The 24,449-nt window shown below is 63.0% G+C and carries 27 protein-coding genes; 12 read left to right on the forward strand and 15 right to left on the reverse strand.

Annotated elements, in window-relative coordinates; all coding sequences use genetic code 11:
- Window positions 1-2: 2 nt before the first annotated feature.
- From GLL_RS12495 to GLL_RS12520, 6 genes are all read right to left on the reverse strand, one after another.
- Window positions 3-1,142 carry a choice-of-anchor tandem repeat GloVer-containing protein gene (locus tag GLL_RS12495; protein WP_011142414.1) on the reverse strand — a complete coding sequence of 380 codons (1,140 nt, stop codon included), beginning with the start codon at window positions 1,140-1,142 and terminating at the stop codon, window positions 3-5.
- A gap of 58 nt (window positions 1,143-1,200) precedes the next feature.
- The gene (locus tag GLL_RS12500) at window positions 1,201-2,460 is read right to left on the reverse strand and encodes a glycosyltransferase (RefSeq protein WP_164929006.1); all 1,260 of its coding nucleotides are present in this window, start codon (window positions 2,458-2,460) and stop codon (window positions 1,201-1,203) included.
- 115 nt (window positions 2,461-2,575) lie between these two features.
- Entirely contained in the window at window positions 2,576-3,337 is a 762-nt protein-coding gene (locus GLL_RS12505; RefSeq protein ID WP_011142416.1) for a class I SAM-dependent methyltransferase, read from the reverse strand.
- Complete coding sequence (locus GLL_RS12510; protein WP_164929007.1) at window positions 3,321-3,713, reverse strand: DUF2267 domain-containing protein; 393 nt, start codon at window positions 3,711-3,713, stop codon at window positions 3,321-3,323. Before GLL_RS12510 ends, GLL_RS12505 begins: the two co-directional genes overlap by 17 nt.
- Before the next feature lie 136 nt (window positions 3,714-3,849).
- Window positions 3,850-4,209: a hypothetical protein gene (locus GLL_RS12515; protein WP_164929008.1), complete on the reverse strand. Its 360-nt coding sequence runs from the start codon at window positions 4,207-4,209 to the stop codon at window positions 3,850-3,852.
- 285 nt (window positions 4,210-4,494) lie between these two features.
- A complete protein-coding gene (locus GLL_RS12520; protein ID WP_011142419.1) occupies window positions 4,495-5,394 on the reverse strand; it encodes an S-methyl-5'-thioadenosine phosphorylase in 900 nt (299 codons plus the stop codon).
- Between the two features lie 291 nt (window positions 5,395-5,685).
- Between GLL_RS12520 and GLL_RS12525 the strand changes: the two genes are divergently transcribed.
- Window positions 5,686-5,994 (forward strand): hypothetical protein, encoded by a 309-nt coding sequence (locus GLL_RS12525; protein WP_164929009.1) that lies wholly within the window; start codon window positions 5,686-5,688, stop codon window positions 5,992-5,994.
- Complete coding sequence (locus GLL_RS12530; protein ID WP_011142420.1) at window positions 5,991-6,356, forward strand: type II toxin-antitoxin system PemK/MazF family toxin; 366 nt, start codon at window positions 5,991-5,993, stop codon at window positions 6,354-6,356. The genes GLL_RS12525 and GLL_RS12530 overlap by 4 nt, the downstream gene beginning before the upstream one ends.
- Window positions 6,357-6,421: 65 nt before the next feature.
- Here GLL_RS12530 and GLL_RS12535 read toward each other — a convergent pair whose 3' ends face one another.
- The 5 genes from GLL_RS12535 to GLL_RS12555 form a co-directional block, all read right to left on the reverse strand.
- Window positions 6,422-6,670, reverse strand: coding sequence for a hypothetical protein (locus GLL_RS12535; protein ID WP_011142421.1), 249 nt, complete (start codon window positions 6,668-6,670; stop codon window positions 6,422-6,424).
- Between the two features lie 80 nt (window positions 6,671-6,750).
- Entirely contained in the window at window positions 6,751-9,402 is a 2,652-nt protein-coding gene (locus GLL_RS12540) for an ABC transporter permease (protein ID WP_011142422.1), read from the reverse strand.
- Window positions 9,402-9,764 carry a PadR family transcriptional regulator gene (locus GLL_RS12545; RefSeq protein ID WP_011142423.1) on the reverse strand — a complete coding sequence of 121 codons (363 nt, stop codon included), beginning with the start codon at window positions 9,762-9,764 and terminating at the stop codon, window positions 9,402-9,404. The genes GLL_RS12540 and GLL_RS12545 overlap by 1 nt, the downstream gene beginning before the upstream one ends.
- A 412-nt stretch (window positions 9,765-10,176) precedes the next feature.
- Window positions 10,177-10,593, reverse strand: a complete 417-nt coding sequence (locus GLL_RS12550; protein WP_011142424.1) for a type II toxin-antitoxin system VapC family toxin — start codon at window positions 10,591-10,593, stop codon at window positions 10,177-10,179.
- Entirely contained in the window at window positions 10,590-10,835 is a 246-nt protein-coding gene (locus GLL_RS12555; RefSeq protein ID WP_011142425.1) for a hypothetical protein, read from the reverse strand. Before GLL_RS12555 ends, GLL_RS12550 begins: the two co-directional genes overlap by 4 nt.
- A gap of 186 nt (window positions 10,836-11,021) precedes the next feature.
- Between GLL_RS12555 and GLL_RS12560 the strand changes: the two genes are divergently transcribed.
- The 7 genes from GLL_RS12560 (at window position 11,022) to GLL_RS12590 (ending at window position 17,134) form a co-directional block, all read left to right on the forward strand.
- On the forward strand, window positions 11,022-11,297 hold the full coding sequence (locus GLL_RS12560) for a hypothetical protein (RefSeq protein ID WP_011142426.1): 276 nt from the start codon (window positions 11,022-11,024) through the stop codon (window positions 11,295-11,297).
- Window positions 11,298-11,301: 4 nt separating this feature from the next.
- A complete protein-coding gene (locus GLL_RS12565; protein WP_011142427.1) occupies window positions 11,302-11,718 on the forward strand; it encodes a type II toxin-antitoxin system VapC family toxin in 417 nt (138 codons plus the stop codon).
- A 171-nt stretch (window positions 11,719-11,889) separates the two neighbouring features.
- Window positions 11,890-12,699, forward strand: coding sequence for a prepilin peptidase (locus tag GLL_RS12570; protein ID WP_011142428.1), 810 nt, complete (start codon window positions 11,890-11,892; stop codon window positions 12,697-12,699).
- 4 nt (window positions 12,700-12,703) lie between these two features.
- A complete protein-coding gene (pilM, locus tag GLL_RS12575) occupies window positions 12,704-13,753 on the forward strand; it encodes a type IV pilus biogenesis protein PilM (RefSeq protein WP_164929010.1) in 1,050 nt (349 codons plus the stop codon).
- Window positions 13,754-13,797: 44 nt separating this feature from the next.
- Window positions 13,798-14,490 carry a PilN domain-containing protein gene (locus GLL_RS12580; RefSeq protein ID WP_011142430.1) on the forward strand — a complete coding sequence of 231 codons (693 nt, stop codon included), beginning with the start codon at window positions 13,798-13,800 and terminating at the stop codon, window positions 14,488-14,490.
- Window positions 14,487-15,146 carry a type 4a pilus biogenesis protein PilO gene (gene pilO, locus GLL_RS12585; RefSeq protein ID WP_011142431.1) on the forward strand — a complete coding sequence of 220 codons (660 nt, stop codon included), beginning with the start codon at window positions 14,487-14,489 and terminating at the stop codon, window positions 15,144-15,146. The genes GLL_RS12580 and pilO overlap by 4 nt, the downstream gene beginning before the upstream one ends.
- 509 nt (window positions 15,147-15,655) lie before the next feature.
- The gene (locus GLL_RS12590) at window positions 15,656-17,134 is read left to right on the forward strand and encodes a secretin N-terminal domain-containing protein (RefSeq protein ID WP_164929011.1); all 1,479 of its coding nucleotides are present in this window, start codon (window positions 15,656-15,658) and stop codon (window positions 17,132-17,134) included.
- Between the two features lie 59 nt (window positions 17,135-17,193).
- Here GLL_RS12590 and GLL_RS12595 read toward each other — a convergent pair whose 3' ends face one another.
- Window positions 17,194-18,645 (reverse strand): FG-GAP-like repeat-containing protein, encoded by a 1,452-nt coding sequence (locus GLL_RS12595; protein ID WP_164929012.1) that lies wholly within the window; start codon window positions 18,643-18,645, stop codon window positions 17,194-17,196.
- Window positions 18,646-18,756: 111 nt separating this feature from the next.
- Window positions 18,757-19,164: a hypothetical protein gene (locus tag GLL_RS12600; RefSeq protein ID WP_164929013.1), complete on the reverse strand. Its 408-nt coding sequence runs from the start codon at window positions 19,162-19,164 to the stop codon at window positions 18,757-18,759.
- 87 nt (window positions 19,165-19,251) lie between these two features.
- On the opposite strand from GLL_RS12600, the gene GLL_RS12605 reads away from it, so the two are divergent.
- The 3 genes from GLL_RS12605 (at window position 19,252) to GLL_RS12615 (ending at window position 22,286) form a co-directional block, all read left to right on the forward strand.
- Window positions 19,252-20,532 (forward strand): competence/damage-inducible protein A, encoded by a 1,281-nt coding sequence (locus GLL_RS12605; RefSeq protein WP_011142436.1) that lies wholly within the window; start codon window positions 19,252-19,254, stop codon window positions 20,530-20,532.
- Window positions 20,533-20,666: 134 nt separating this feature from the next.
- Window positions 20,667-21,149 (forward strand): type II 3-dehydroquinate dehydratase, encoded by a 483-nt coding sequence (gene aroQ, locus GLL_RS12610; protein ID WP_011142437.1) that lies wholly within the window; start codon window positions 20,667-20,669, stop codon window positions 21,147-21,149.
- Between the two features lie 33 nt (window positions 21,150-21,182).
- Complete coding sequence (locus GLL_RS12615; RefSeq protein ID WP_011142438.1) at window positions 21,183-22,286, forward strand: PQQ-dependent sugar dehydrogenase; 1,104 nt, start codon at window positions 21,183-21,185, stop codon at window positions 22,284-22,286.
- A gap of 71 nt (window positions 22,287-22,357) precedes the next feature.
- Here GLL_RS12615 and GLL_RS12620 read toward each other — a convergent pair whose 3' ends face one another.
- Together GLL_RS12620 and GLL_RS12625 are read right to left on the reverse strand one after the other, a co-directional pair.
- The gene (locus GLL_RS12620) at window positions 22,358-23,953 is read right to left on the reverse strand and encodes a DUF6930 domain-containing protein (protein WP_011142439.1); all 1,596 of its coding nucleotides are present in this window, start codon (window positions 23,951-23,953) and stop codon (window positions 22,358-22,360) included.
- Between the two features lie 189 nt (window positions 23,954-24,142).
- Window positions 24,143-24,400, reverse strand: coding sequence for a PIN domain-containing protein (locus GLL_RS12625; protein ID WP_011142440.1), 258 nt, complete (start codon window positions 24,398-24,400; stop codon window positions 24,143-24,145).
- Between the last annotated feature and the right edge of the window lie 49 nt (window positions 24,401-24,449).

The following is a 24,449-nucleotide window of genomic DNA, read 5'->3' on the forward strand; positions in this document are numbered from 1 at the left end:
GGCTACAGCTTGAGCCGAAACACAGTGCCGTTGCCGGAGTCTGCCCCGCTCGATGTCGTGCCATAGAGCGTACCAGGAGCGACCAGCAACAGATCTGCGCGGGGTCTGGCGCCGTCTTTGCCGTCAAAAGCGTGGAGAACCCGAAACGAACCATTCGCAGCAATCCGATAGATCGTCCCCTGACTGTGGGCGCCTCCGGCGGCGGTAGTCCCGTAAAGGGTGCCGTCGGGAGCGCGCGTCACTCCGGCAGAAGGCTCCCGGCCGTCGGAACCCCGAAAAGCATGTAGGGTCGTTAGACGCCCTGCGGGGCTCAGCTTGAACACAGTCCCCAGGCCGAACCGGCCCCCGAAACTGGTGGTGCCGTAGAGGTTTCCCCGACTATCCAAACTCAACCCGGCAATCGGGCCGGAACCGTCTTGGACATTAAAAGTGTGCAGTGTCTCGAACCGGCCGCTGGGGTTCCACCGAAAAATCGTTCCGGCGCCGGTGCCGCCGCCGGAGGTGGTGCCGTAGAGGGTACCGTCGGGGGCGGCTGCCAGATTGCCCTGGGGTATGGCGCCGCCTTTGCCGGTGAAGTTGTGTAGGGCCTGGAACACGCCCTTCTCGATTTTGAAGAGCGTACCGTGGCCGCTGCTGCCTTCGTAGGAGGCGACGCCAAAAAGGGTGCCTTTGCCGTCGAGGACCACGCCTGCTCCGGGATAGATGCCCCCCGCGCCGCCAAAGGTGTGCAGGATCGACAAAACGCCGCCTGCTGAGAATTTGAAGACCGCCCCGGCATCGGAAGGACCGCCGTAGTAGGTACTGCCGTAAAGATTGCCGACGCTGTCGGGCACCAGGCCGACGGGGTTGGACGGCGCGTCCCTGTCAGCGCCGAAGGCATGCAGAACCGAAAATCGATTCCTGGTATCGAGCTTGTAGAGTGTTCCCCGCTCGTGGAGACCGCCGCGGTAAGCAGTCCCGTGGAGTATGCCGTCTGAGGAGCGCACGAGTTTGCCGCCCGGAACCGCTCCGTCCCTTTGGCCAAAGGCGTGCAGAGTGGTCAACCTCTGGGCAGCGGCCGGAGTGTACCCACCCGACCAGAACAACCAGACAGCCACCCCCGCCGGCCCGAAAATCTGCAGGGCAATCGCCGCGGATTTCACCCTGCCGTACCCCGCAACATCTGTTGCACCAGTTGCTTGAACATGCTTCTACCGTGGCTTAGAACCGGCGCAGGTAGTTTACAACAAGTTCGACGGCACGGGCCACACCGTCCTCGGCGCGGATGGCGCCGCCCAATTCGGCGGCCCGTCGCCGCATGCTGCTATCGCCTGCCAGCGCTTTGAGGGCAACCGCCAGAGGGGTCGCCTGCAGATCTTTGAGCGGCAGCGGACGGGGACCGGCCCCCAATTCGGCCAGCCGCCGGCCCCAGAAAAATTGATCGCCAAGCAAGGGTACAGCTAGGGCCGGCACCCCCGCCCGCAGCGCCGCCGCCACCGTCCCGGCGCCGCCATGGGTGACCACACCGCTGACCCGAGGGAACAACCAGTCGTGGGGAACTGCGTCGATTTGAAAACATCCATCAGGCATCCGGCCGCTCTGCAGACCACCCCACCCGCGCAGCAGCACCGCCCGCTGCCCGGATAGCCGAATGGCCTCCAGAACTTTTTGGGTCAAGGCAGTCGAGGCCCTGGGCACCATCGAACCGAAACCCACCGCCACCGGCGGCGGTCCCGCCTGCATAAACGCCTCCAAATCCGTAGGCGGCAGCCAGTCCCGCGGGGCGTCCAGAAACCAGTAGCCGGTAACGTGCTGGTTGGCAGGCCAGTCGGAAGCCGCCGGGGCGAGCGCACCGCTGAAGGGATACAGCCAGGGCATCGCCCGATACTCAGGGAGCCGGTATGGCCCCCACGCAGGCAGCGTCCGTAGCCCCAATTCCTGGCGCAGTTGGTTGGTCCTGGCGCGCAGCGGATGCCAGACCAGTTGTTCAAAAAGCCGGTAGCTTCCGAGGTTGAGCCACCCGCCAAGGCTCGCGACCCCGAACATCGGATAGGCAAAGGCCCGTGTCGGTGTTGTCGGCCAATAACACACCGCGAAGGCGGGTATCCTGTTCGCCTGGGCACAGTGCCAGACCGGGTAGGTGACGGGCGTATAGATCACCGCATCGGCATCCCGGCAAGCGGCCCGGCAATCGGCCACCAGCCGCTCGTGTTGGCTTGCCAGCCAGCGGGCGCCTTCCAGCAACCACTTCCAGCCCTGGCCCAACTCGAAGATGCGCTGCACCTGCGGGTCTTCGAGAAGTTTCTGCGAGTCGCCCGCAAGCGGCGCGAACTCCAGATCCCAACCGCCGACAAACCCACGAAAATTCTCGTGGGTGGCGATTCGGACTCGGTATCCGGATGCCTGCAATCCTCTGCCCAGGGCCACCAGAGGCTGCACATCCCCCCGGCTGCCCAGCGTCAACATCACAATGCGCTGCATCCCCCAATCCCCATTATTGTGGCCCGAGATTTGCCAATTATAAAGACTATTGGGGCGCATAGGTTCTTCGATTCGCTATCTTGCTCACCGGTCCTACCCGGTGGGGAGAGACCCCTTATCGCAGCCGGGCAATCCAGCAAGCACCCGGCCCCCAGCCGTCCAGCCAACCCAACAGCGGCTCGACCGGTAGGGGCGGAAAACGGACGGCCTCCTGCAGCGAGACGAGCCGCCAACCCCCCAGTTTTGCTGCCTGCTCCAGCCGCTCCGGCGTGAAGAAGCGCCCCTGGTAGTACGGGTGGGAAGTGAACGGCCCAAACAACTGCTGCTGCACCCCCCAGAGGCTGCCCCGGTTGAGCACGCACACCACCGCCTCCCCGCGGCACACCCGGCGCATCTCGCGCATCGCCCCGCCTTGATCGCGCACGAATTCGAGCACGTTGGCACACAGCAGCCGTTCGAAGCGACCGTCCGCAAAAGGCAATGCGTTCACCCCAGCGATCTGAAATTCGCCCCCAGGCACCCGCCGCCGGGCCAGTTCCACCAGATCCGCGTCCGGGTCGATGCCGGTCACGCGCGCCCCGGCTCTGGCCAGCAATTCGCTGTAATGGCCGGCCCCGCAGCCGACATCGAGCGCTTCAACCCCACCCAGCGGCCTGAGCAACGGCTCCACCGCCTCCCAGACCCGCCGCAGATAACGTCTGCCCAGAGGGCCTGCGTAGTAATCGTCCAGATCGGCAAAGCCGGTGGCCACAGCCATCGCAAGGGAGCCTTCGTCGCTATAGTCGTCCAGTTTAAGCTCCGGCCGCGCCGATGCGAGCGTGACCCGGTGGGGCTGTGCCTCCTCAAGGACGGTCGCATGACTAGGGCACAGAGACACCGAACAGCTGCTGGTACTCTTTTGGAAAGTGGCCGCGCACATCGCGCATCTCGCCCTCACTCACCGCTTCGGTGAGCACCTCGACGACCGCCCGGGCGCGCCGCTCGGCCTCGGCGACGTCAATCCCCGCTTTTTGGGCGATGCGCTCGTAAAATTCGTCAAGGGCAAAACGTTCGCCGCGGGCGTCGGCATTTTCGAGGGGGCTGAGAAATGCGGCGATGCCCTGGGGCAGTTGGGCGGCCAGATGGTGAGGCTCGCGCCCGGCCATGTGCTCGCGCAGGATCTCAAGCACAGCCTGAATCGCACTCAGCGCTTGCACTTGCGAATCGAGACCGGCCTCGACGCGCACTTTTTTGACAAACTGGTCGTGGTCCATGGCTAAACATTCCTTTGCGAAGAACTGCTCGTATGCAGAGGCTAACTCCGCTTGCTCCATCAACCGTCCGCCCATCGGCGTAATCTCGGCGGATATAGGACGCCCCGACTGGAATGGTCCAGCCGGGGCAAAGCGATCAGTCGTCTTCGAGCACTTCGCGGATGCGACGCTCCAGCCGATCGAGGTCGAGGCTGCCCTCGTCGCGACTGATCCGGCGGACGGTCGGGTTGACATTGGCCAGATCCAGCAGTAAATCGCGCAGGATCTGCTGCTGCTGCCGCGACTGGATGACCTCACGCGGTTCTTGCACTAGGTCGCGGACAATCGAGTCTTCGGCGCGCGAAGCGACGATCGGATCGGCCTGACCCTGAACGCCCACGAACGTGCGGCGGCCCGGACCGCGATCTTGCTCGATCGGGATGATCGCTGTCACCTGGTCGGAGCGGACGTACTTGCCGAAACCGAGCGGTACAAGCACAGAGGATTGGATGTGCATTTGATGCAGAACCCCTAATTTCACTTGAGTCTTTATGTATCAATTTTAACTTTTTCGGGCGGGATCGGCCAGTTTTTTTGCCATAATCCGCTGCACAAAACCGAAACTCGCCATTCAGACAGTTTGCTCGCTGGTGCCCTCCGGAAAGGATAGCAAGGCGGCGGCAAAAAAAGCAGAGTGCTGCAATAAATGTAAATAAATTATCGGCAACTGTGTTCAACGGTTAACCGCTGCGTGGCAGAACAAAGGCAGCGACAGCCGCGGGTGCAGCGGCATGGTTCGCTCCTAAACCTCGGGCCGGTAGGCGGGGTATTTGGCCAGGATCGCAGCCAGCTTTTGCTTGGTGGCTTGCGGTACGTCCTCGGGTTGGGTGAGCAGGGCGTACTTGAGGGCGGAGTGGCTGGCGCAGGGCGGAGCTGCTGCGTGCAGGCGTTCCACCACAGCGCGCACGATGCGCTGGGCATTCTCGGCGTTCTTGTGGAGGTTGTCGATAATCAGCTCCACCGTCACCGCGCCGTGGTCGGGGTGCCAGCAGTCGTAGTCGGTGACCAGCGCCATCGTCGCGTAGCAAATTTCCGCTTCGCGGGCGAGTTTCGCCTCTTGCAGATTAGTCATGCCGATGATGTCCATGCCCCAGCTGCGGTAGAGCCGCGATTCAGCCAAAGTCGAGAAGGCCGGTCCTTCCATGCACACGTAGGTGCCGCCGGTGTGGATGCGCGTCTCGCCAATCAACTCGACGCCGCGCGCCGCCTCGGCCGCCAGGTGGGCAAGTTCCGTGCAGATGGGCTGGTCGAAGCCGATGTGGGCCACCAGGCCGCCACCAAAAAAAGTCGAGGGCCGGTCCTTGGTGCGGTCAAAAAACTGATCCGGAAAGACGATGTCGCGCGGCCGGTACTCCTCGCGCAGCGAACCTACCGCTGAGGCGGAGAGGAGATATTCCACCCCCAGCATCTTCATCGCGTAGATGTTCGCCTGAAAGGGCAACTCGGCCGGCAAAAGCCGGTGGCCGCGGCCGTGGCGGGGCAGAAAGGCGACGCGTTCGCCTGCGAGGGTGCCGATGACCAGGGCGTCGGAGGGTGGACCAAAGGGGGTGTTGAACTGCACTTCGACGGTGTCGGCAAGGTCGGCCATCTGGTAGAGACCGCTGCCGCCGATCACCCCGATGCGGGCCTGGGGATAGCTCATGGTGTGGCGGATGCACTGCGCTCTTAGTCTACCGGTCTCGGTTCTTGCGCAGTGCATCCAATTCTGGGCAAGCGGGCAGGGGCTTGCCTGGAAGCAGGCTCCAACCGGCATGCGACGATCATTATTAATGATTAATGCATTTGGTGAAACAACTTTGTCTAAATGCTAAGCTTTTGATGTCAGCAAACTTGTGTGGACAACCCAATGGCCAATCCACGTCCAAATCTGGATAATCTCCGTAACAGCGGTAAGGGTCGGCCACGCTTGAACCATCCCACCGTCGCCATCCGCATGGCGCCTCAGACCAGGAGTGCCCTGGAGTTCCTTGCCGCTCAGTACGGCTGTGTGCACGGCGGCGAACCCTGGATAGGCGGCCTGATGGCGAAAATAGCCAGGGGCGAGTTGTTGGTGGTTCCCGCACCTCCTGCACGTCCGGGTGGAGCCCTCGCGCCGCGGCAGCCCTCGAGCGATGAAGATCGGGCCTGGTTGGAGTCGGATCTTGCCGGTCTTGGCCGGTACGAGCCCTACGACTGGGGTGGTGTCGATCCTTTAAGCCTGGGTTCAGCGGTGGTCAAGGGGCAGGTCGAGGGACGCCCATGACGCTGGCCGTCGGTGACATCGTGATCGCCCGTTTCCCTGAGCAAGATCCGCAGGGGCATGAGCAAGAGGGGCTCCGTCCCGCTGTCGTCGTAGGCAACCCCGAGGCGCTTGGTAAGCCGCGTTTCGCGATCACGGTGGTGATCCCACTTACCAGTTATCGATCCCAAAGCTGGGTTGAAGCCTCACCGGCGCTCTACCCAAGGCTCAAAGCCGGAGAGGGATTGCTTCCGCAGGAGTCGGTTGCCCTGCTCGAACAGATCCGGGCGCTGGATCGCTCGCGCGTGGTGCGCTACCTGGGAACGCTCACTCCGAGGCAATACAAAGCGCTCCGCTCGGGTCTAAAGCGGCTGTTGAGCGGTTGAGTCGGCTGATCACAGACGGATATAACTCGGACAATATTTGAGAATCCACCTGAGGTGAGGCACCTTCAATTCCGATTGCCGTTACCCCGCTCCTGGTCGCGGCGGACGAGATAATCGTTGATGGCTTCCTGACGGCGATTGGCCGCTCGCAATTCCTCGACCGCTTGGCCAACGTTCGTGGTGGTATCGGCGAGCCGCTGCAATATCTGGTCGTACCGCTCGAAGCGCTGCGTGCTCACGTCTATGAAGCGCTCGGTGATACCACTCAACCGTTCAAGGCCAGTCTCCAGCGGCTTCAGGCGTTCTTCGCTCATGTAACCAGGCTCCTTGAATTTGGTGTGCCGATAGCCTGCCTCTTTCCTATAAGGGTATCTTTTCAGCAGGCTCCGTTGTTCTACTCGTACCGCATCGCCACTGCCGGATCGACTTTTGCGGCTTTGCGGGCCGGAACATAGCAAGCCACCAGAGCGACGCCGCACAGGAGCACGCTCAAGGCAACGTAGGTCGCCGGATCTGCGGCGCTGACTCCAAAGAGTAAGCCGGTGAGCAGCCGGGCAACAGCCAGGCTTGCTGCCAGGCCAAGGGCAATGCCGACTAGCGCCAGAGCCATTCCCTGACCCACGACCATGCGCACGATATCGCCGGGAAGTGCTCCAAGGGCAAGGCGCACGCCGATTTCGTGGCTGCGCTGACCGACAGAATAGGCAATCACCCCATAAAGGCCGATCGCCACAAGCAGCAGGGCGACCGCTGCAAAAATTCCCACCAGCAGCGCCCGCAAGCGGGGCTGGACGATCGAATCGGCAACGATTTGTTCGTGGGTAGTGAAATTAGCAACCGCCTGATCGCGATCGATGGCTTTGAGAGCGGCACGAACGGAATTGCTCAGCTGTGCCGGCTCGCCGGCCGTGCGCAAGATCAAAGCCATGTAGCCCGCTCCGTCCTGGGCATAGGGGACATAAATTTGGAACCCGGCTTCACTTTCCAGGCTGGATTGTTTCACATCGCCCACGACGCCGACAATCTGCGCCCACCGGCTGGCTCCGGAGCGCGCTGTCAGTCGAATGCGCTTGCCGAGAGGATCGGCGTTCGGAAAAAGCTGCAGCGCCATGCTCCGGTTGATGATCGCCACCCTGGGAGCGTCCAGATTGTCCTGTCGCGTAAACAGGCGACCCCGCTGGAGCGGTATGGCCATCGCCTTGAAATAATCGGGGGTGATCAGGTTGGTACGGGCGAAGGGAGCTTGTCCGGGCGGCTGGGGGCGGCCTTCGATCGCAAAAGGCACCGCGTTGCTTCGGGGGCCGTCGAGGGGTACATTGCGCACCGCGGCTACGACTTTGACCCCCGGCAGGAGCCGAAGACTGTCCAGTGCCCGATCAAAGTAAGCGATTCTCCCTCTGGCGTTCGGATATTTCGACTCCTCAAGTCCCAAGTAGGTGATGAGGACATTGCGAGAATCGAAGCCCGGCTGGGTTGCCTGGAGACGCAGGAAGCTCTGGGCCATCAGCCCCGCCGAGACCAGCAGCACCATCGACAGGGCCACCTCGGCCACGACCAGGCCGCCGCGGAATCGGTTGGCGCGTCTTCCGTCCGTCGTACCCCGACCGCCCTCTTTGAGCGCTTCTGTGAGATCAAACTTGAGAGCCTGCCGGGCCGGGGCCAACCCGAAAAGCACCCCGCTTATCGTGGCGACGGCCAGGGCAAAACCGAGCACGGTTCCATCGACGCTCACCTCATCGAAGCGGGGAAAGCGCGCCCACCAGACCAGATCCAACAATTGCCTCACACCCCACAGGGCGAGACCTACCCCCAGGGCGCCGCCCAGCAGGGCAAGCAGCACGTTCTCGGTGAGCAATTGCCGAATGATCCGTCCGCGCGTGGCCCCGAGCGCCGCGCGGATTACCATTTCCTTCTGTCGGGAAGCTGTGCGGGCCAGTTGTAAATTGGCCACGTTGGCGCAGGCGATGAGCAGCACCAAGACCATCATTCCAAATAGAGCCAACAGGCTCGGGCGAACACCGCCGACCTTCTGATCGTAAAGCGAGGCAGTCTGGACACTCCAGCCCGCGTTCGTCTCGGGGTACTGCCCTGCAAGGCGGTCGGCGACAACGGTCATCTGGGCTTGAGCTTCCTGCTGGCTGATACCGGGTTTGAGCCGCGCCACGGTGTACCAGGAGCGTGCCCCGCGCCTTTCGAGCCACGGGCGCAACTCGTCTATCCCGCCCACGGCCGTGACGATGGGTGCCCACACATCGATGCCCCGGTCCGGAAAGGGAAAACCGGCAGGCATGATGCCAATCACCGTCCAATCCTGGTTGCCAATATTTAGGGCTTTGCCGACGACACCCGGCTGCCCGCCAAAATGGCGCTGCCAGAAACGGTGGCTAATCACCAACACCCGGTGGCCTGGTCCGTCCTCAGCCGGTACAAAAGCGCGACCCTGAGCGGGTTCGACCCCAAGCACCGCAAAGATATTGGCCGAGACCACCAGCCCGCGCACGTCGATAGTGCCCTCCCGGCCTTTGGCATCGAAGTTGAAATAGTCGTAGGCGGCCAATCCGGAAAAAACGCGGCTCTGTTCGCGCCAGTCGTTGAAGTTGGGAAAGGATACAGCCTCGCGCTCGTTGCTGCCGTTGCTTTCCCAGAGGGTCACCAATTGCTCGGCATTCGGGTAGGGCAGCGGCTTGAGCAGCACGGCGTTCACAAAGCTGAACATCGCCGTCGTCGCCCCGATTCCCAGGCCGAGGGTGAGCACCGCAACGACGGTAAATAGCGGACTTTTAGCTAGCATCCGCGCTGCGTAGCGCAGATCCTGCCCGAGCGCATCGAGGTGCTGCTTGCAGGCCGTCGCCAACACATCGGCCAACGCCTCCCACCAGAAAAACGCCAGCCGCAGGGTGTTCCTTTGCTGTTGCTCCTCGCCGTAGCTTTCGCAAAACACCAGGAGCATCTCAGCACCGTACTCCCGTCGAAATTCTGCCGGCAAGATCCCCAGCAGGCGGCCGTACACCCGCTGTGCCAGCGACGGCGTCTGTTTGCTGTCCATCAGGTGCCCTCCGGAAACAGGTTTTTGTTGCGGGCGATCTCCACCAGTTGGGCCAGACGTTCCACCTCCACCCCCACCACCTGGCGGCCCAGGCGAGTGAGCCGGTAGTAGCGCCGCCGCTCGTCGCCGCCCGCTGATGCGTCCGCTCCGGCGCACTCGACGATGAGCCCCTGGGCCAGCAGGCGTTTGATCGAGTCGTAGAGCGCCCCTGCCCCCAAACGCACCCTACCCTGGGTGTGCTCCTGGACGGCGCGCATGATCCCGTAGCCGTGGCGATCGCCGTCGCCCAAAGACAGCAAAATGTGCAGCATCGCCGGGCTCAGGGGCAAAAAAGACTGGGGGTCCGGCATCGGTTCCGACATAGCACGCCCTGGAAAGTATCCATTTCAACTGCATCATAATCTGACGTATCAAATTATGACTTAAAAAATCGTAAATTTTTATCTACAGCCGTCCGGGGGCTGGGTAGTCAAGTGATGTTGAATCCGCATAGACAGCCATGGAATGGCCGGCTCCAGAGCTGCCAGCAGAGGCCTGTCCCATTTGAGCCCATCTCGGCGCAGTCGCCACGCAATGCGTGCCTGCCCAACCTGCGCCAGGCCCACACCGACCAAGTTTCCCGCCTCACCCATCCCTGGTCCGGGGGGTGTCGGGGGGTGGCACGCCCCCGACGCGGGGAGGGGGAGAGCGCGAGAGGGGAACCCGAAGGGGGTTCCACCTCTCGCTTCCACAGACTGTCGGGCAAAGCCAAAAAGGAGGCCGCAAACTCAAAAATTATGGGTTCAGCAACAAAGCACGGTACCCGGCTTGAACGAAATGCTCATCGGCCGTTAGGGCTTCGAGCAAACCTTGCTCCTGCATAACGGCAAACGAAATGCAGTCGGTCAGTCCCCAGGTTTTGTCCTGGCGGCTGCCATACAATCGCAAGGCGCGCATCAGCAGAGCCCGGTCGACGCTGACCACCCGCACATTGACTGTCTGGTAGCACTGCTCGATAAATTGCACCGCCGCTGAACGGTCAATCCCGCTCAAAGCATTGCCCACTTCCGTCAGGACGGCTTGTGTCACCCATACCTCCAGAGCCTCACGAACCATGGGAAAAGCGGCACGAGATTGAAAGTGGTACTGGTCACGCCGGTTGAGCAGCGCCTGAATGAAGACCGTGTCCAGCAGCAGTCGTTTGGTGTTCACGACTGCGAATCGTATTGGCGTTTGGGTGTGCCGCACAGATAGTGGTCGTGTTCGGAAGACCAATCGGGCGGCGCCTCTACCGTTCCTGTCAGATCCGCAAGTAAACCCCAGGCATCTGTAGCGGAATTGGGGGCGGGCGCAGGCTCAATGGTGATGCTGTAGCGCCGGTTGGGTTCAAGATCAAGGGGAACTTCCGGGCGAAAAACCTGCCCGTCGAAGAGCACTGTCACAATTTTGTTCATGTTGCCGGGCGCCTTGAATTCGGTGTGCAGTCAGCCTGCCGTCTTCCTATTAGGGTATCGCTTTGTCGGGCTCCGTCTTCTACATTCTTCGTTGCAACGGAACCTCCCTGCCAGCGCTGAGATGGGCTTTGGATCGGGCGAGGTAGACTGGAAGGGTAGCCCAGGCCCAAGGGGCAGGAGGCAGGCATGTTCGAAAAACCGATCGATTTTGTGCAGCAGGACCGGGGCTCCGGGGCACCGCAGCCAAACGACGGACCCGTCGACGCCCTGTCGCTTCTCGTCGAGTCGTTCGCCAGGCGCACCCCCACGGAACTGGAGGCAGCCCGGGCCAGGGCAATTGCCACGCTCAAACCCGCCCTTGCGCCGGAGCCGGGGACCACAGCTATGGAGCACGTTTACGGTCACTGGCCGGGGGAAGAAACCGACGAGCAGGTAGAGCGGGCGTTGGCAGAACTGTCGTAGTCGAATGGCAGAACTGTACCTACTGGATACGAACGTCCTGGTACACTATGTTCGCAAGTCTCCAAGGGGGCGAGCCGTTGAAGCAAAATATGGTCTGCTCTCTACACAAATCATCCCGCAGATTTGTATAGTCACCGCAGGCGAACTCCTATCGCTCGCCCTCCAGTGGAACTGGGGACCGGTCATGCTGAGCAGGTTGAATGACTTGCTGATACGCTTGGTGCAAGTACCGCTGGATTATCCCAGGTTAATTGACGCGTACGCCGCTATCGACTCTTGGAGCCTCAGTAGAGGTCGGCGCATGGGCAAGAACGACGCGTGGATCGCGGCAGCTGCGGCCGTGACCGGTGCCAGGCTCCTGACCACTGACAGCGATTTCGATCACTTGGACGAAGTTTTCTTGAAAAGGGATCGTGTGTAGAGGGGAGAAAGATGCTCCAGTAATTTGGGGAGTTCTCCGAATACTGGACCTGAGCGAGCGGATTGATTTGCGGGTGTCTGGCGGCTGATTGCGTCGTGCCCGGGTTTTGTGCAGCCAGTTCAGGGAGGTTGGACGTTAGGCTAGAACCGTTCAGACGGCAGGAGGCCCCGGGTGTTCGCCATCGGGTTTTGGGCAATCGTCGGGGCGGCGGTGGGCAGTTGCATCAACGTCGTCGCCCACCGTTTGCCCCAGGGCATTTCGCTGTGGTGGCCACCTTCGCGCTGCCCCGGCTGCCTGACCCCGCTCGGGCCGCTGGAGAACGTACCGGTACTGGGTTGGTTGTGGTTGGGGGGTAAATGTCGTCACTGCCGGATGGCAATTCCGGTGCGCTATGCGCTGGTGGAACTGGGGACGGCGGGGTTATCCGGTGTGCTCGCCTGGCATTTTCAGGCGGCCTTTACCTCCACAAGCCTGGTGGAGGTGGCCTGCTGGGGATTTTTTGTGGCGGTGCTGTTGGCGCTGAGCCTGATCGATCTCGACACGCTCGAACTGCCGGGGGAACTGACCGCCGCCGGGATCGTCGGGGGGTTGGTGTTCCGTACGTTTTTTCCAGTCTGGGCAAGCGGCGCCTGGGCGAGCGGCCCGCCCGGTCTGGTGGACGCGCTGTACGGACTGCTGGTAGGTATCGGGCTATTCGATGTGATTAGCTACGTCGGCGAGAAGGCGATGGGCAAAGAGGCGATGGGGGGCGGCGATGCGACCCTGGCGGGGCTCATCGGCGTCTGGCTGGGGTGGAAGTTGCTTCTGGTTTCGCTCGCTTTTGGCTTTGGTCTAGGAGCGGTTTTCGGTCTGGCGGGCATCGCCGCCGGACGGCTCAAGCGCGAAGAGCCGCTGCCCTTTGGCCCGTTTCTGGCCCTCGGTGCGCTGGGCGGGCTATTGTTTGGGGAAAGCTGGATAACGAGTTACATGACGCTGTTTTAATCCGATGACCCTCGATGTACAGGTGACGAACGTAACGAGCGCACTGGCCGCCTTGTTGGGCCTCAAAAGCGGCATGGGTGTCGAAATCGCCCCCGAGCAAATCACGATCGCCCAACTGGAGAAGCGGGGTAAGGGTCTGGGCCTCAAGCACCTGGTCACCGCCCCCACCCCCGCGGGGGCCGTGGCGGGAGGCCGCGTCGAAGAGCCCGAAGCGGTGGCCGAAGTGCTGCGCGATTTGATCGCCGATCACCGGCTCAAACCGGGACCGGTGGCCACGGCGATCCCGGGCCGCGAGGCGGTGATCCGCTTGATTCGTCTGCCCGCCGACCTGCAGGCCGACGAGTTGCGCGAGGTGGTTCTCAATCAGGAGGCCGAACTGTACCTGCCGTTTTCGCGCAACGACGCTTTTGTCGATTTTCAGCCGCTCGCAGCGGCGGTCGATCCGGACGGGGTCAAGCGCCAGGAGGTGCTCCTGGTGGCCGCCCAGTTGAGCGTCGTCAACTCCTACCTCGAAGCGCTCCGGCGGGCGGGCCTCACCGCCAGAGTGGTTGATATCGCGAGCTTTGCGCTGGTGCGGGCTTTGCGCGAGCCGCTCGCCCAGGTTCCTCCCGGGGCGGCGGTGGCCCTGGTGCTGCTTTCTGCCGACGACACCGAGATTTCGATTTTGCTGGAGGGAGTGCCACAATTCTCGCGCACGGTGAGCCTCGGCACCCGCGAATTTCGCGAGGCGCTGGAGAGCACCCTCGACTTGCCTTCTTTTAAAGCTGCGAATCTGTCGCGGGTGCTGGGCGATCTTGCCGATGAGATCCAGCGCTCGCTCGATTTTTACCAGGCTTCGGGCACTACCGCGCCGGTGCCGCCGGTGGCGCAGGTGCTGCTTGCGGGCAACGGCGCCAACGTCCGGCAGATTGACGAGTTTCTCAGGCAACGGCTGGCTCTGCCCGTCTCCCGGGTCGACCCGGTCACAGCCCTCGGCCTGCCCGAAATAAGCGTACCGCCGGGACTGCGCTCAGGTTTCGGCGTCGCCCTCGGTCTGGCCCTGCGGATCTTGTAACCCTCTTTTTCTCGCCCCCCAGCCCATCAGCAAGGACACATTGCATGTTCACCCCCGAAATCAACTTTCTTAAAGACCGCACGGTCGCAGCCGGCAGCGACGGCTACACGCCTCCTGCTGTCGGGGCGGCCGGTGGGCCGGATCCGCTGCTGGTCGGTGCGGCTGTGCCGATTGCCGCCCTTGCCGTGATGGCCGGACTCACGCTCTACTTCAACTCCCAGGTGAGCACCAAAGAAACCGAACTGAATGAACTGGCGGGCCGAGCCGCTCTGCTCGACCGGCAACTAAACGATGTGCGCCAACTGCGCACCGATATCGACAATGAACGCAAGCGCGTTGAGGCGGTGGTCAACCTCTTCGATCTTTCGCGGCCCTGGTCGGCGGTGATGGAAGATCTGCGCCGCCGCGTCCCCGAGGGCGTCTGGTTGAATGTCCTGAGTTCCGCCACCACCAAAGAAGGCGACATCGTCACCCTCGAAGGTTTTGCCCTGCGCTTCGAAGATGTGGCCGCCCTGCAATTGACGCTGCGCGACTCGCCCTTTGTAGCCGATGCGATCGTGGTCGATGCGGTCAAAGAAGAAGGCAAGGACGGCACACCGGCGACCGTCGCCTACAAAATTGAAGCCAGGCTCACCGAGCGCAAATTGCGCGAGCTGGTCACAGCCCTCGAAAAAACCGGCGCCGTCGGACTGCTTGAAAAACTGCGCCGCGTGCAACGGGAGCAACTGGTGCGATGACTACCACCAACCGCTTTTTGGGTATCGAACTGAATCGCCAGGGCATCGCCCTGTTGGTGGGCCTGGGCGGCCTACTGGTGGTACTGCTTATCGCTCTGCAGATTACCCTCCCCCAGTACAACCGGCTTGCGGACCTCGACGGGCAGATCGCCCAGCGCAACGCCGAAATTGCCTCCAAGCAGTCGCTGCTCGCCCAGCTGCCCACGCTTACCGCCGAGCGCGAGCGCTCCGCCAAGCTGCTTGCTTCTGTCGCTTCGCTGATTCCCCCGGCGGAGAAGCTGCCCACCCTCCTGGTGGACACCGCCCGCCTGGTCAAAGCCAGCAACGGCGAATTGCGCCAGTTCACTCCCAGTCAAACCAAGGCCCTGCCGGAGGTGGCCGACTCGATCAACATCCAGGCCAATACCGCCAAAATCAGCCTCAACGCCACCTTCGCCGAGGTGCTCGCCCTGATGCGCAACTTCGAGCGCCTCGACGCGCTGGTGCGCATCGAGAACGTTTCGCTGCAGCCGCTTGAGATCAAAAACGCCCCCCCGGGCACCCCCCCGAGCCAGCGCCTGGCCGCCGAGTTCGACCTGACGGCCTACGTGCTGGGCAGCGGCCCGCCCTCGACTACCGAGGACGATAAAGGCCCGGGCTCGAAAACCGCGAATTAATCACCCACGGTTGACGCCATGACAATCGAATCTTGCCTTTGGCCCGTTGCCGTCCGCCACCTCGGGACAGCTGGCCTGTGGTGCGCACTTGCCCTGTTGGCCTTTTGCACAGCCGAACCTGCCCGGTCGATACCCCAGCGAAGCAAAAGTGCACTCATTCCGTTGGTTTCCTTACCCGCCACCCAGCAAAGGGCACTCGCCGCCGCAGGTAGAGCCGATCCCTTCCGGCCGCCCACAGCGGCACTGATCCTTTCGCTCCCACAGGCAACACCCGCTCCCACCTTGAAACCAACACCGACGCCCCGGGTTGTGGCGCCCAAGGTACTGGGGATCATTTCCACACCCACACATACCTTCGCGATCGTCGAGCGCGGGGAGCAACACGCGATCGTCCGCCCTGGCGATAGGGTCGGGACGGCCGTAGTACAGAATGTTTCGGCGCAGACGGGTCAGGTGAGCTTCCGGCAGGGAAGCAGGCGGATGGTGCGCACCCTGGAGGCCCGACCGTGATGAATGGCTCGAAGTCTTGGTGTGTGGGCCTGGCGCTGCTTCTGGGGGTTGGGGCGGCGGCGGCCGAAGAACCGTTACCCCGCCTGCGCACCCGGGCGGTCGCCCCGCCTGCGGGTGATATTGCCGGGGAGGAAATCCCCCTGGGCCGGCCGGTGGAACTGGGGAGCGGCGAACGGGTCACCCTGGCGCTCAAGGACGCACCGGTCAGAGAGGTGCTGCAGATTTTGGCCCGCCGGGCCGGGTGCAACGTGCTCTTTGGCGAGGGGGTCAGCGCTCAGCGCGTCTCGATGGATGTGCGCGGCGAGACCCTCGACGATACGTTCAACTTGGTGCTGCACCTGCACAACCTCAAAGCCCGCCGCACCGGCAACACCATCCTGGTGGGCGGCGAGATGGCCCACAACCTCCCCCAGACCCGCATGCGCACCTTTCGCCTCAACCAGGCCGATGTGCAGCAGGCAGCCGGGGTACTGCGCGGGCTGGGCGCCCAGGTGGGTTCAACCAACCTCGGCAGTACCCAACCGGGTGCAGCGACCACCAACCCCGATCCTGCTGCTACCAGCGGTCCGTTGCGCGGTGAGCTGTTTGTCACCGTCGATGCGCGTACCAATTCGCTGGTGGCCGTCGGCAGCCCCCGCGCCCTGCAGATTGCCCAGGTGCAACTCGCCCAACTCGACGTGCGCCAGCGCCAGGTGATGATCGACGTCAAACTCGTCGATGTCAATCTCAACAACGTCAGCGATCTGGGTTTTCGCCTCGGTGGCTCGGCAGGTAACTTCCAGCTGGGCACGGTGGGGGGTGCTGCCGATCTGGGCGCTTCGTACCCGGCGGCGGTGGGCCTCACCGGCGGTGGGCCGGGTAACACGCTCATCTTCAACACCCTGGGCGCCCTCGCCTCGGCGATGGCCCTGCGCCTCGACACGGCCATCCAGGAAGGGTCCGCCCGGGTGCTCGCTTCTCCCCAATTGCTCGTCGCCTCCGGGGCCGGTTTTTCGAAGCCCACCGCCGCCCGCGTCGAAATTACCGATGACGTGGTCGTGGGGGCAACGATTACCACCGACCGGGAAACCGGTCAGAGCACCACCACCATCAAAGTCGACAAAGTCGGCGTCAGCCTGGAGATCGCCGTCTATCAAGTCGACGACAACGGCTTTGTCGATGTCTCCCTCAAGCCGCAGGTCAGTTCCATCAACGACATCCAGCGCGACGCGGCGGGGAATCTGGTCACCCTGCTCACCCGCCGCAACCTGGATATCCAGCGGCTGCGGCTGCGCGACGGCGAAACCTTCGTGATCGGCGGCGTCATCCGCGAAATCGACCGCCAACTGGTCCAGAAAATGCCGCTGCTGGGAGACTTGCCGGTGCTGGGTGCTTTGTTTCGCTTCCAAAGCAACCAACACGAGCGGCGCGAAGTGGCGCTGATGGTGACTCCCCACATCTTGAAAGAATCGGTCCATGAGGCGGCTCCCCTGCGATAACTGGGTGGGGACACAGGCCGACAAACCCGTGGTTCATCAATGGAAATGCCGGCTTTGCCCTACTTCCCGAACGGGGGCCTGATGGCGGTGAAGCGTTGCGGACTGATGGCGATTTTGCCGCTCGCCGTCGTGATGACAATGCGCCCTGAGGCTGTGCCCACCGGTACTACGGCGTTAATCTCCGTGGATGAGACCACTGTAAACTGGGCAGGTACTCGCCCTGGCCCCAACTTCTCAAAAGTCACCGAGCTGATTCCCGTAAATCCGGTACCGTGGATGAAAACTCCAATGCCCGGCCGTCCAAAAGGGAGGTTCAACGCCGTGATGGTCGGAGTGGCACCCAGCTCGAACGTATTCAATAGAACCGCCACGTTGTCGGATCCCACGTTGGCAGCGACGATGTCCGGGTTGCCGTCGGCATCGATATCTCCCAGCGCCACTCCAAAAGGACCGACCCCACCGGTGGCAAAGGGAGTGGCAACCGTGAAATTGCCGCGGCCGTTACCCAGCAGTACCAATGCCTGGTTGTCCCCAGCATTGTTTGAGACAATGTCCAGGTCGCCGTCGCTGTCGAGATCTGTCAAACCGGCAAAACTCGCGCCAGTTGCCAAGAAGTCACGGCGGGGGCCGAAATTGCCCCGCCCGTCGCCCAGGAGCACCGCCACCCCTCCGCCCGTGTCGGAAAAGTAGTTGGCGGTCACGATGTCGAGGTCGCCGTCGCCGTCCACATCCCCCAGAGCCAGGGACGTTGGGCCGTCCACGGCGAAGTTGCCGGCCGGGGCAAAACCACCCCGGCCGTCGTTCAACAGCACCGACACTTGGTCGGAGCGGGAGTCGACAACGGCAATATCGAGGTCGCCATCTGCGTCGATATCGCTCAACGCGGCCGATTGGGGCAACTCGCCCACAGAATAGGTGGCGGACATGGCGAAACCGCCGCTGCCGTTGTTGAACAGCACCGTGAGATCACCGCTGTTCGAAGCAAGCGCCAGGATATCCGTATCTGTGTCGTTGTCCATGTCTCCCAGGGTGACAAAATCGGGAAACCCTGCCACCAGCAGGCGATTGGGGGCGGCAAAACTGCCGTTGCCCTGATTTGCCAATACCGAAAGTCCAGCGGCATTGAAGTCGCTGTCGGCCGTGACAATGTCCAGGTCGCCGTCCCCATCGATGTCCCCCAGGGCCACAGACTCAGGCTCGCTCCCCCCCACAGCAAAGGTGCCGACTGCGGCGAAACTGCCGCGGCCGTCGCCCAAAAGTACCGTGACATTGTCGGAGTCGGAGTTGGCCGTGACGATGTCCAGGTCGCCGTCGTCGTCTAGATCACCCAGCGCTGCAGCGTAGGGACCGGCCCCGGCGGCAAAGGTGGCGGGAGGCGCAAAATCGACTTGCGCCCGGGCAGGGACCGCCCACAGGGCTACCGTTCCCGCCAGACCCAGGCCCAAGATCCAGCCCCAGCCCGGCCCAGGGGCGAGCCGCAAAATGGCTGACGCATCAAAAGTATTCGCCATAGTCACGTCCCGCACAATCAGAGTGTGCCAACAGTACCCTGTCGCTGACCTGCAACCAAGTGTTTCAAGCCAGCCTGAGGTTTTCTGGGCAACCGAAAACCGCTACAAGGCTCAGGGGACGATCAGATACTGCCCCTGGTAGCGCAAAGGCGGGCCGCCGTCCTTGCGCGGCACCTCCACCAGTACCTGATGCGGACCCAGAGGCGCATTGAAGCCGTACAGACGAAATTCGGCCCGCTCTTCCTCGAGTTTCTGGTCCATGAAGACAAACTGATCGCCCTGGAAAGGCACCGCCGCCGCTCCTTCCAGGAGCGCCTGGGCCTTGGCGGAGACATCGGTGCCGTCGATCAGCACCTTCGGTTTGCGCCAGTCGAGCACCTTCGCCTCGCCCTCGATCAGCGACAGGACGATCTTCAGTTCGATCGGGTTGCGCAGGGTGCGGTTGAGGGGCGGCTCGGCGGTGAGTACGGGGGCGGCGGCGGCCGAGCCTGCCGCTAGCGCCAGTACAATCGATAACAAACAACAAAGCGTGCGCATCGCGGTCTGGAACAAATTCTAGAGTTTTGGTTTTCCCCCCGGTGCCCCCATTCTAATGGACCGCCCCCAATGGCCCCCAGCGCAGAGATTCTCTGTATCGGCACCGAACTGCTCCTTGGCCAGATCGTCAACACCAACGCCCAGTTTCTGGCGGTCGAGCTGGCCAAACTGGGCATCCCCCATCACTTTCAGACCGTGGTGGGCGACAACCCCGGGCGCATCCGCCTCGCCCTCGACATTGCCATCGAGCGCGCCGGGATTATCCTCACCACCGGCGGCCTCGGGCCGACCGACGACGATCTCACCCACCAGACGCTGGCGGAGCACTTCGAGGTGCCCCTGGTGCGTCACCCGGCGCTGCTGGCCCTCATCGAGGAGCGCTTTCGCGAACGCAACCGGCCGATGAGCCCCACCAACGCCAAACAGGCGGATCTGCCCGAAGGCGCCCAGATCCTGCCCAACCCGATGGGCACAGCCCCCGGGATCGTCTGGGAACCGAAGGCCGGAGTGGCGATTCTCACTTTTCCGGGGGTGCCCGCCGAAATGCGTGCCATGTGGGCCGAGACGGCCGTACCGTTTTTGCGCTTGCGCGGTGGGGGCCAGGAAATCTTCCACAGCCGCACGCTACGCCATTGGGGTGTTTCGGAGTCCACCCTCGCTGAGAAGGTGGAAGAATTTCTCCGGGGCGTCAACCCCACCGTTGCCCCCTACGCGGGCAATGGCGAGGTGAAACTGCGCATCACCGCCCGGGCCGCAGGTATCGCAGCGGCCGAGTCGCTCATCGCCCCGGTCGAAGCGAGCCTGCGCACCATCGCCGGTCTTGACTGCTACGGGGCGGACGAAGACACCCTTGCCTCGGCGAGTGCAGCACTTTTGGTCCGCACCGGCACCACCCTGGCGGTGGCCGAATCGTGCACCGGCGGCATGCTGGCCGAAGCCCTCACCGCCCTGCCGGGAGCCTCGCGCTACTTGCGCGGAGCGGTGGTCGCCTACGCAAACGATCTCAAAACGTCGCTGCTCGGTGTCGACGAGCAACGGATGATCGACCACGGCGCGGTGAGCGAGCCGGTGGCCCGCGCTATGGCCGAGGGGGTACGCAATCGGCTTGCCAGTGACTGGGGACTGGCGCTGACCGGTGTGTCCGGTCCGGGGGGCGGGACCGCCCAAAAACCCGTGGGGTTGGTGCACATCGCCCTTGCCGGACCGGGAGAGACTCGTGCGGTCGAAATCCGCCTTGGTGCGCAGCGCGGGCGCGACTGGATACGCCGGGTGAGTACCCAGAGCGCCCTCGATCTCCTCCGCCGAGAGATCATCAACTGGGAAGCCTTTGGTATTATGAAAGAGCGATAAGGCAGCGTTCACCTTGAGAGATCACGGCATGGATAGTGTTGCAGATAAGATTCAACGTGCGCTTGAGCGTCTGGCGGAGCTGTTAGGGCTGCCGCAACGCGCTCCCCAACTGCAGCGCGTCCCCGTCAGAGTTCGTGCCGATCGCCGCTAGTTTGCGGGTTTTGCTGCTGAACGGCCCCAACCTCAGCCTGCTGGGCAGGCGCGAGGTCGATGTCTACGGGACCGTCACCTTGGCCGATATCGAACGCACCCTACAACTCGACGCTCAAGATCTGGACGTCGAGTTGTCTTGTTTGCAGTCCAACCATGAAGGGGTGCTCATCGACGCCATCCACGACGCTTTCGGGCGCTGCGACGGGCTGGTGATCAACCCGGGGGGGTTGACCCACACCAGCGTCGCCCTGCGCGATGCGATCGCCGGCGTCGGCCTACCCACGGTCGAAGTGCATATGAGCAATGTCTATCGGCGTGAGAGCTTTCGCCACCATTCGTTTATCGCCCCGGTGGCGGTGGGACAAATCAGTGGCTTCGGCGCCGACAGCTACCGGCTCGGCCTGCGGGCCATCGCTCTGTTCCTGCGTCGGCGGGCCGAGCAGGACGAGGGTCCCTGTCGATAGACTGGAAAGGCAACCCTTTTGGCGAATCGCTCCATGCGCGCATCGAAACTGGCGGCACTGTTGCTCGTTTTTTTCCCCTGGTACCCAGCCCAGGCGGCGCCGAATCTCGATCGCATCGGCCTGCCGCCCGGATTTGCAATCGGTATTTTTGCCCAGGGGCTGGACAGGCCCCGCGCCGTCGCCTTTGCTCCCAACGGCGATTTGTTTGTCACCGAGATCGGGGCGGGGCGCGTGAGTGTGCTGCCCGATCGCGACGGCAACGGCAAAGCTGACCGCCGAGTGACCTTCGCAGGCAAGTTGAGTGATCCCCACGGCCTCGCTTTCTACAGGGGCTATCTCTACGTCGGTGAGACCGGTAAAGTCGCCCGCTACCCCTACAAAAGCGGGCAGCTCGAAGGCCGCAACCGGCAGGTGGTGGTGAATAACCTGCCTTCCGGCGGGGGCCACTTTACCCGCACGGTCGCCTTCGGTCCGGACGATAAAATGTACGTATCGATCGGTTCGACCTGCAACGTCTGTGTCGAGCGCGACAAGCGGCGCGCCACGGTCATGCAGTTCAATGCCGACGGCACCGGCGGTCGCATCTACGCAAGCGGCCTGCGCAACGCGGTCGGTTTGCGCTTCGACTCGGCAGGCAGGCTGTGGGCCACCAGCAACGGCCGCGACTGGCTGGGGGACGACACGCCGCCGGACGAGCTGCACATTCTCGAAGACGGCATGAGCGCCGGCTGGCCCTTTTGCCACGCGGGCAAGTACAAAGATCCCGAGCCCAAATATGCAGCACTGGGTTCCTGTGAGCAAGTGAAGCGGCCGCTCTGGGGGTTTCAGGCCCACTCGGCGCCTCTGGGGGTTAGTGAATACACCGGCAATCAGTTTCCGCCCGAGTACCGGGGCGATTTGTTCGTGGCCTTCCACGGCAGCTGGAACCGCTCGCGCCCGACCGGCTATAAAGTGGTGCGCGCCGAGATCGAGAACGGCAAGGTCACCCGGTTGAGCGATTTTGCCACCGGCTGGCTGCGCCCCGATCGCGAGGTGGCCGGTCGTCCCGTCGATGTGCTGGCCGGGCCGGACGGCAGTCTGTTTGTCACCGACGACGGCGAAGGGGTGATCTACCGCATCCGCTATACGGGGCAGTAGGGCGAACCGAGCTCGGGGCGAGCGTGGTTGGTCAAATCACTGTCGTCAATACGGGAACCGTTGGCGCTGCCCTAGCCGAGGTCGGGCATCAGGTTGAGCACACCCAGGCCCAGTTCGTCGGGCGAGAGCGTCTGCACCTCGAACAGGGCGAGCAAATCCTTCATATCCGGGTTGCCCCGAGCGGCCCCGGTCACCCCCTGGGCGATCACCAGGCCGCAGCGTCCGCCGGTTTTGCGGCAGCGCTCGTTCCACTGGCGGCGGGCGCGCAGGTGCTGGGGATCGTCCTGCTCGAATTCGCCAAACAGGTGCAGCTGCCCGTCGCCGGTGCGCAGCACGGCCAGTTCGTAGCGGGTGCGGGTGAGCAGGTCCATCCCCGGATTGAACCCGAAGCCGGTCGGCCCCCCTCCCCGGCGCAGCGCTTCGATGAGCAGGCGGGCCTTTGGACGGCTGGTCTGCACCAGGATCGTCGGCAGCCCGTCGGCGCGGGTACGGCGGGCCGCAGGCGGATTGGCCGGGGCGTTGACCAGAAACTCGACCACCTTCCAGGGCAGCATCCCCAGACTGTAGATAGCCCCCTCCGGCAGCAGGTCGTCGCTGAGGACCGGTCCATCGGCTTCGACCTCCTCGACCTCGGCGGAGCCCGCCATTTGGTAGAGTTCCTCCGCCAGCTGCGGCTGGGTGGAGACTTTGACGGTCACCTCGCCCCCCTGCACCATGGGGATGCGGTAGCGGCCGGACAGCGCCGGAAAATCGCGGCGGGCCAGATCGCGGCGGCGCAACCGAAAGAAGCGTTGTAGCGCTTCGAGGGTGAGCAATACCGTCTGGGCTTCCTCCTCGCCGAGAAAGGCGCGCGCTCCCTCCAGAGGGTGCAGTTGTCCAAAGCTGGGAGTAATTTCTGCCGACGGCAGCGACGTCAATTCGACCGGTTCGTCCTCCTCGTCTGCTTCTGCCGCCTGCTCGTAGGTCATAAACAAACAATCCTGCTGCAGGTAGGCCTCCTGCCGCTGCTGGGCGCTCAGCCGACCGCCCAGGCGCGAGCGAAAGCGCCGTAACGATTCGAGCGATCGGTACATCAGCACGCCGTACTCCTGACCGAGCAGCCCCAGCAGCGATACGTGCAGCACCGGGGTCTCCCAGCCTTCGAGCTCGACGCGCAAAATCTGGTGATCGGCGAGCAATTCCCACGGGGCTTCCTGCCACAGAGCCCGGGCGGCGCGCTGCAGGGGCTGCTCGAAGCCGTTGGGCAGTTGCGGTTGGCGGGCGGTGACATATTTTTGCAGGCTCTCGTAGACATCGTCGAGCAAAGGCAGCTGTGGCGCATAGTCGACGACAATCTCGAGATCCTGCAGTGCGCCGCGCAAGAATAATTGCGCCTGCCGGTCGCGCACCACCACCTTCTGGGGCCGCCCGGGGGGAAACTGCGAATGGGGCTGCTCCATCGCCTGCAGCAAACAGCGCACGAGCGCTTCACTGCCAGCTTCGGCGCTCACCAGTTCGGTCGCCCGCACCGTTCCTTCGGAAGCGTCGGCCCAGACGATCAGTTCCGGGGGCCGATCCAGTTCGGCAATCGAGACCGAAGCAAGCACCCGCCGGTCCCCTTCCCAGGCGGTGGCGATTTGCGGCAGCTTCTGGAGTCTGCGAAGGGTTGAGGGATTCAGGACACTCATTCGGTTACAAGCTTAAGCAGCCGGGCGCTTGATTTGGGGTCACCCTACTATCTTCGGGCATTCCAGCGCAGAATAAACCCCCACTGGCTATGGGAACCTGAGGGGACGCGCCATCCATCGATAAGACTTTGTGCCGACGAGAAAACAAACAGGATTCGTAGGCAAAGTTCGCATCCGAGAGCATGCGGTTCAAAACGGATTGTACACACGGGTCCGCCCATAAAGTTGCCCTGTGTTGAGATCCTCAGACCATAGAACTTCACACTGCAACTGCTGCGCACTGGAAAAGAGCATGGCATCCCAGAAGGAAATCGCAAAGCGTTCCTGTAGAGCGACAGCGTAGAGAATATCCTCCACTCCCGGACGATGCACAGGCCAACTGGACAAGTCGGCAATGATTCTGGCCGCTGGCTGTGGTGCAAGGGTATAGGCTACTTTGCGGGTCATGTTGATGTAGAACTCCTGAGGAACTGCGGCGGGAACTAGAGTTGATTAC

The sequence above is a fragment of the Gloeobacter violaceus PCC 7421 genome (genome assembly GCF_000011385.1).
Taxonomy (GTDB): domain Bacteria; phylum Cyanobacteriota; class Cyanobacteriia; order Gloeobacterales; family Gloeobacteraceae; genus Gloeobacter; species Gloeobacter violaceus.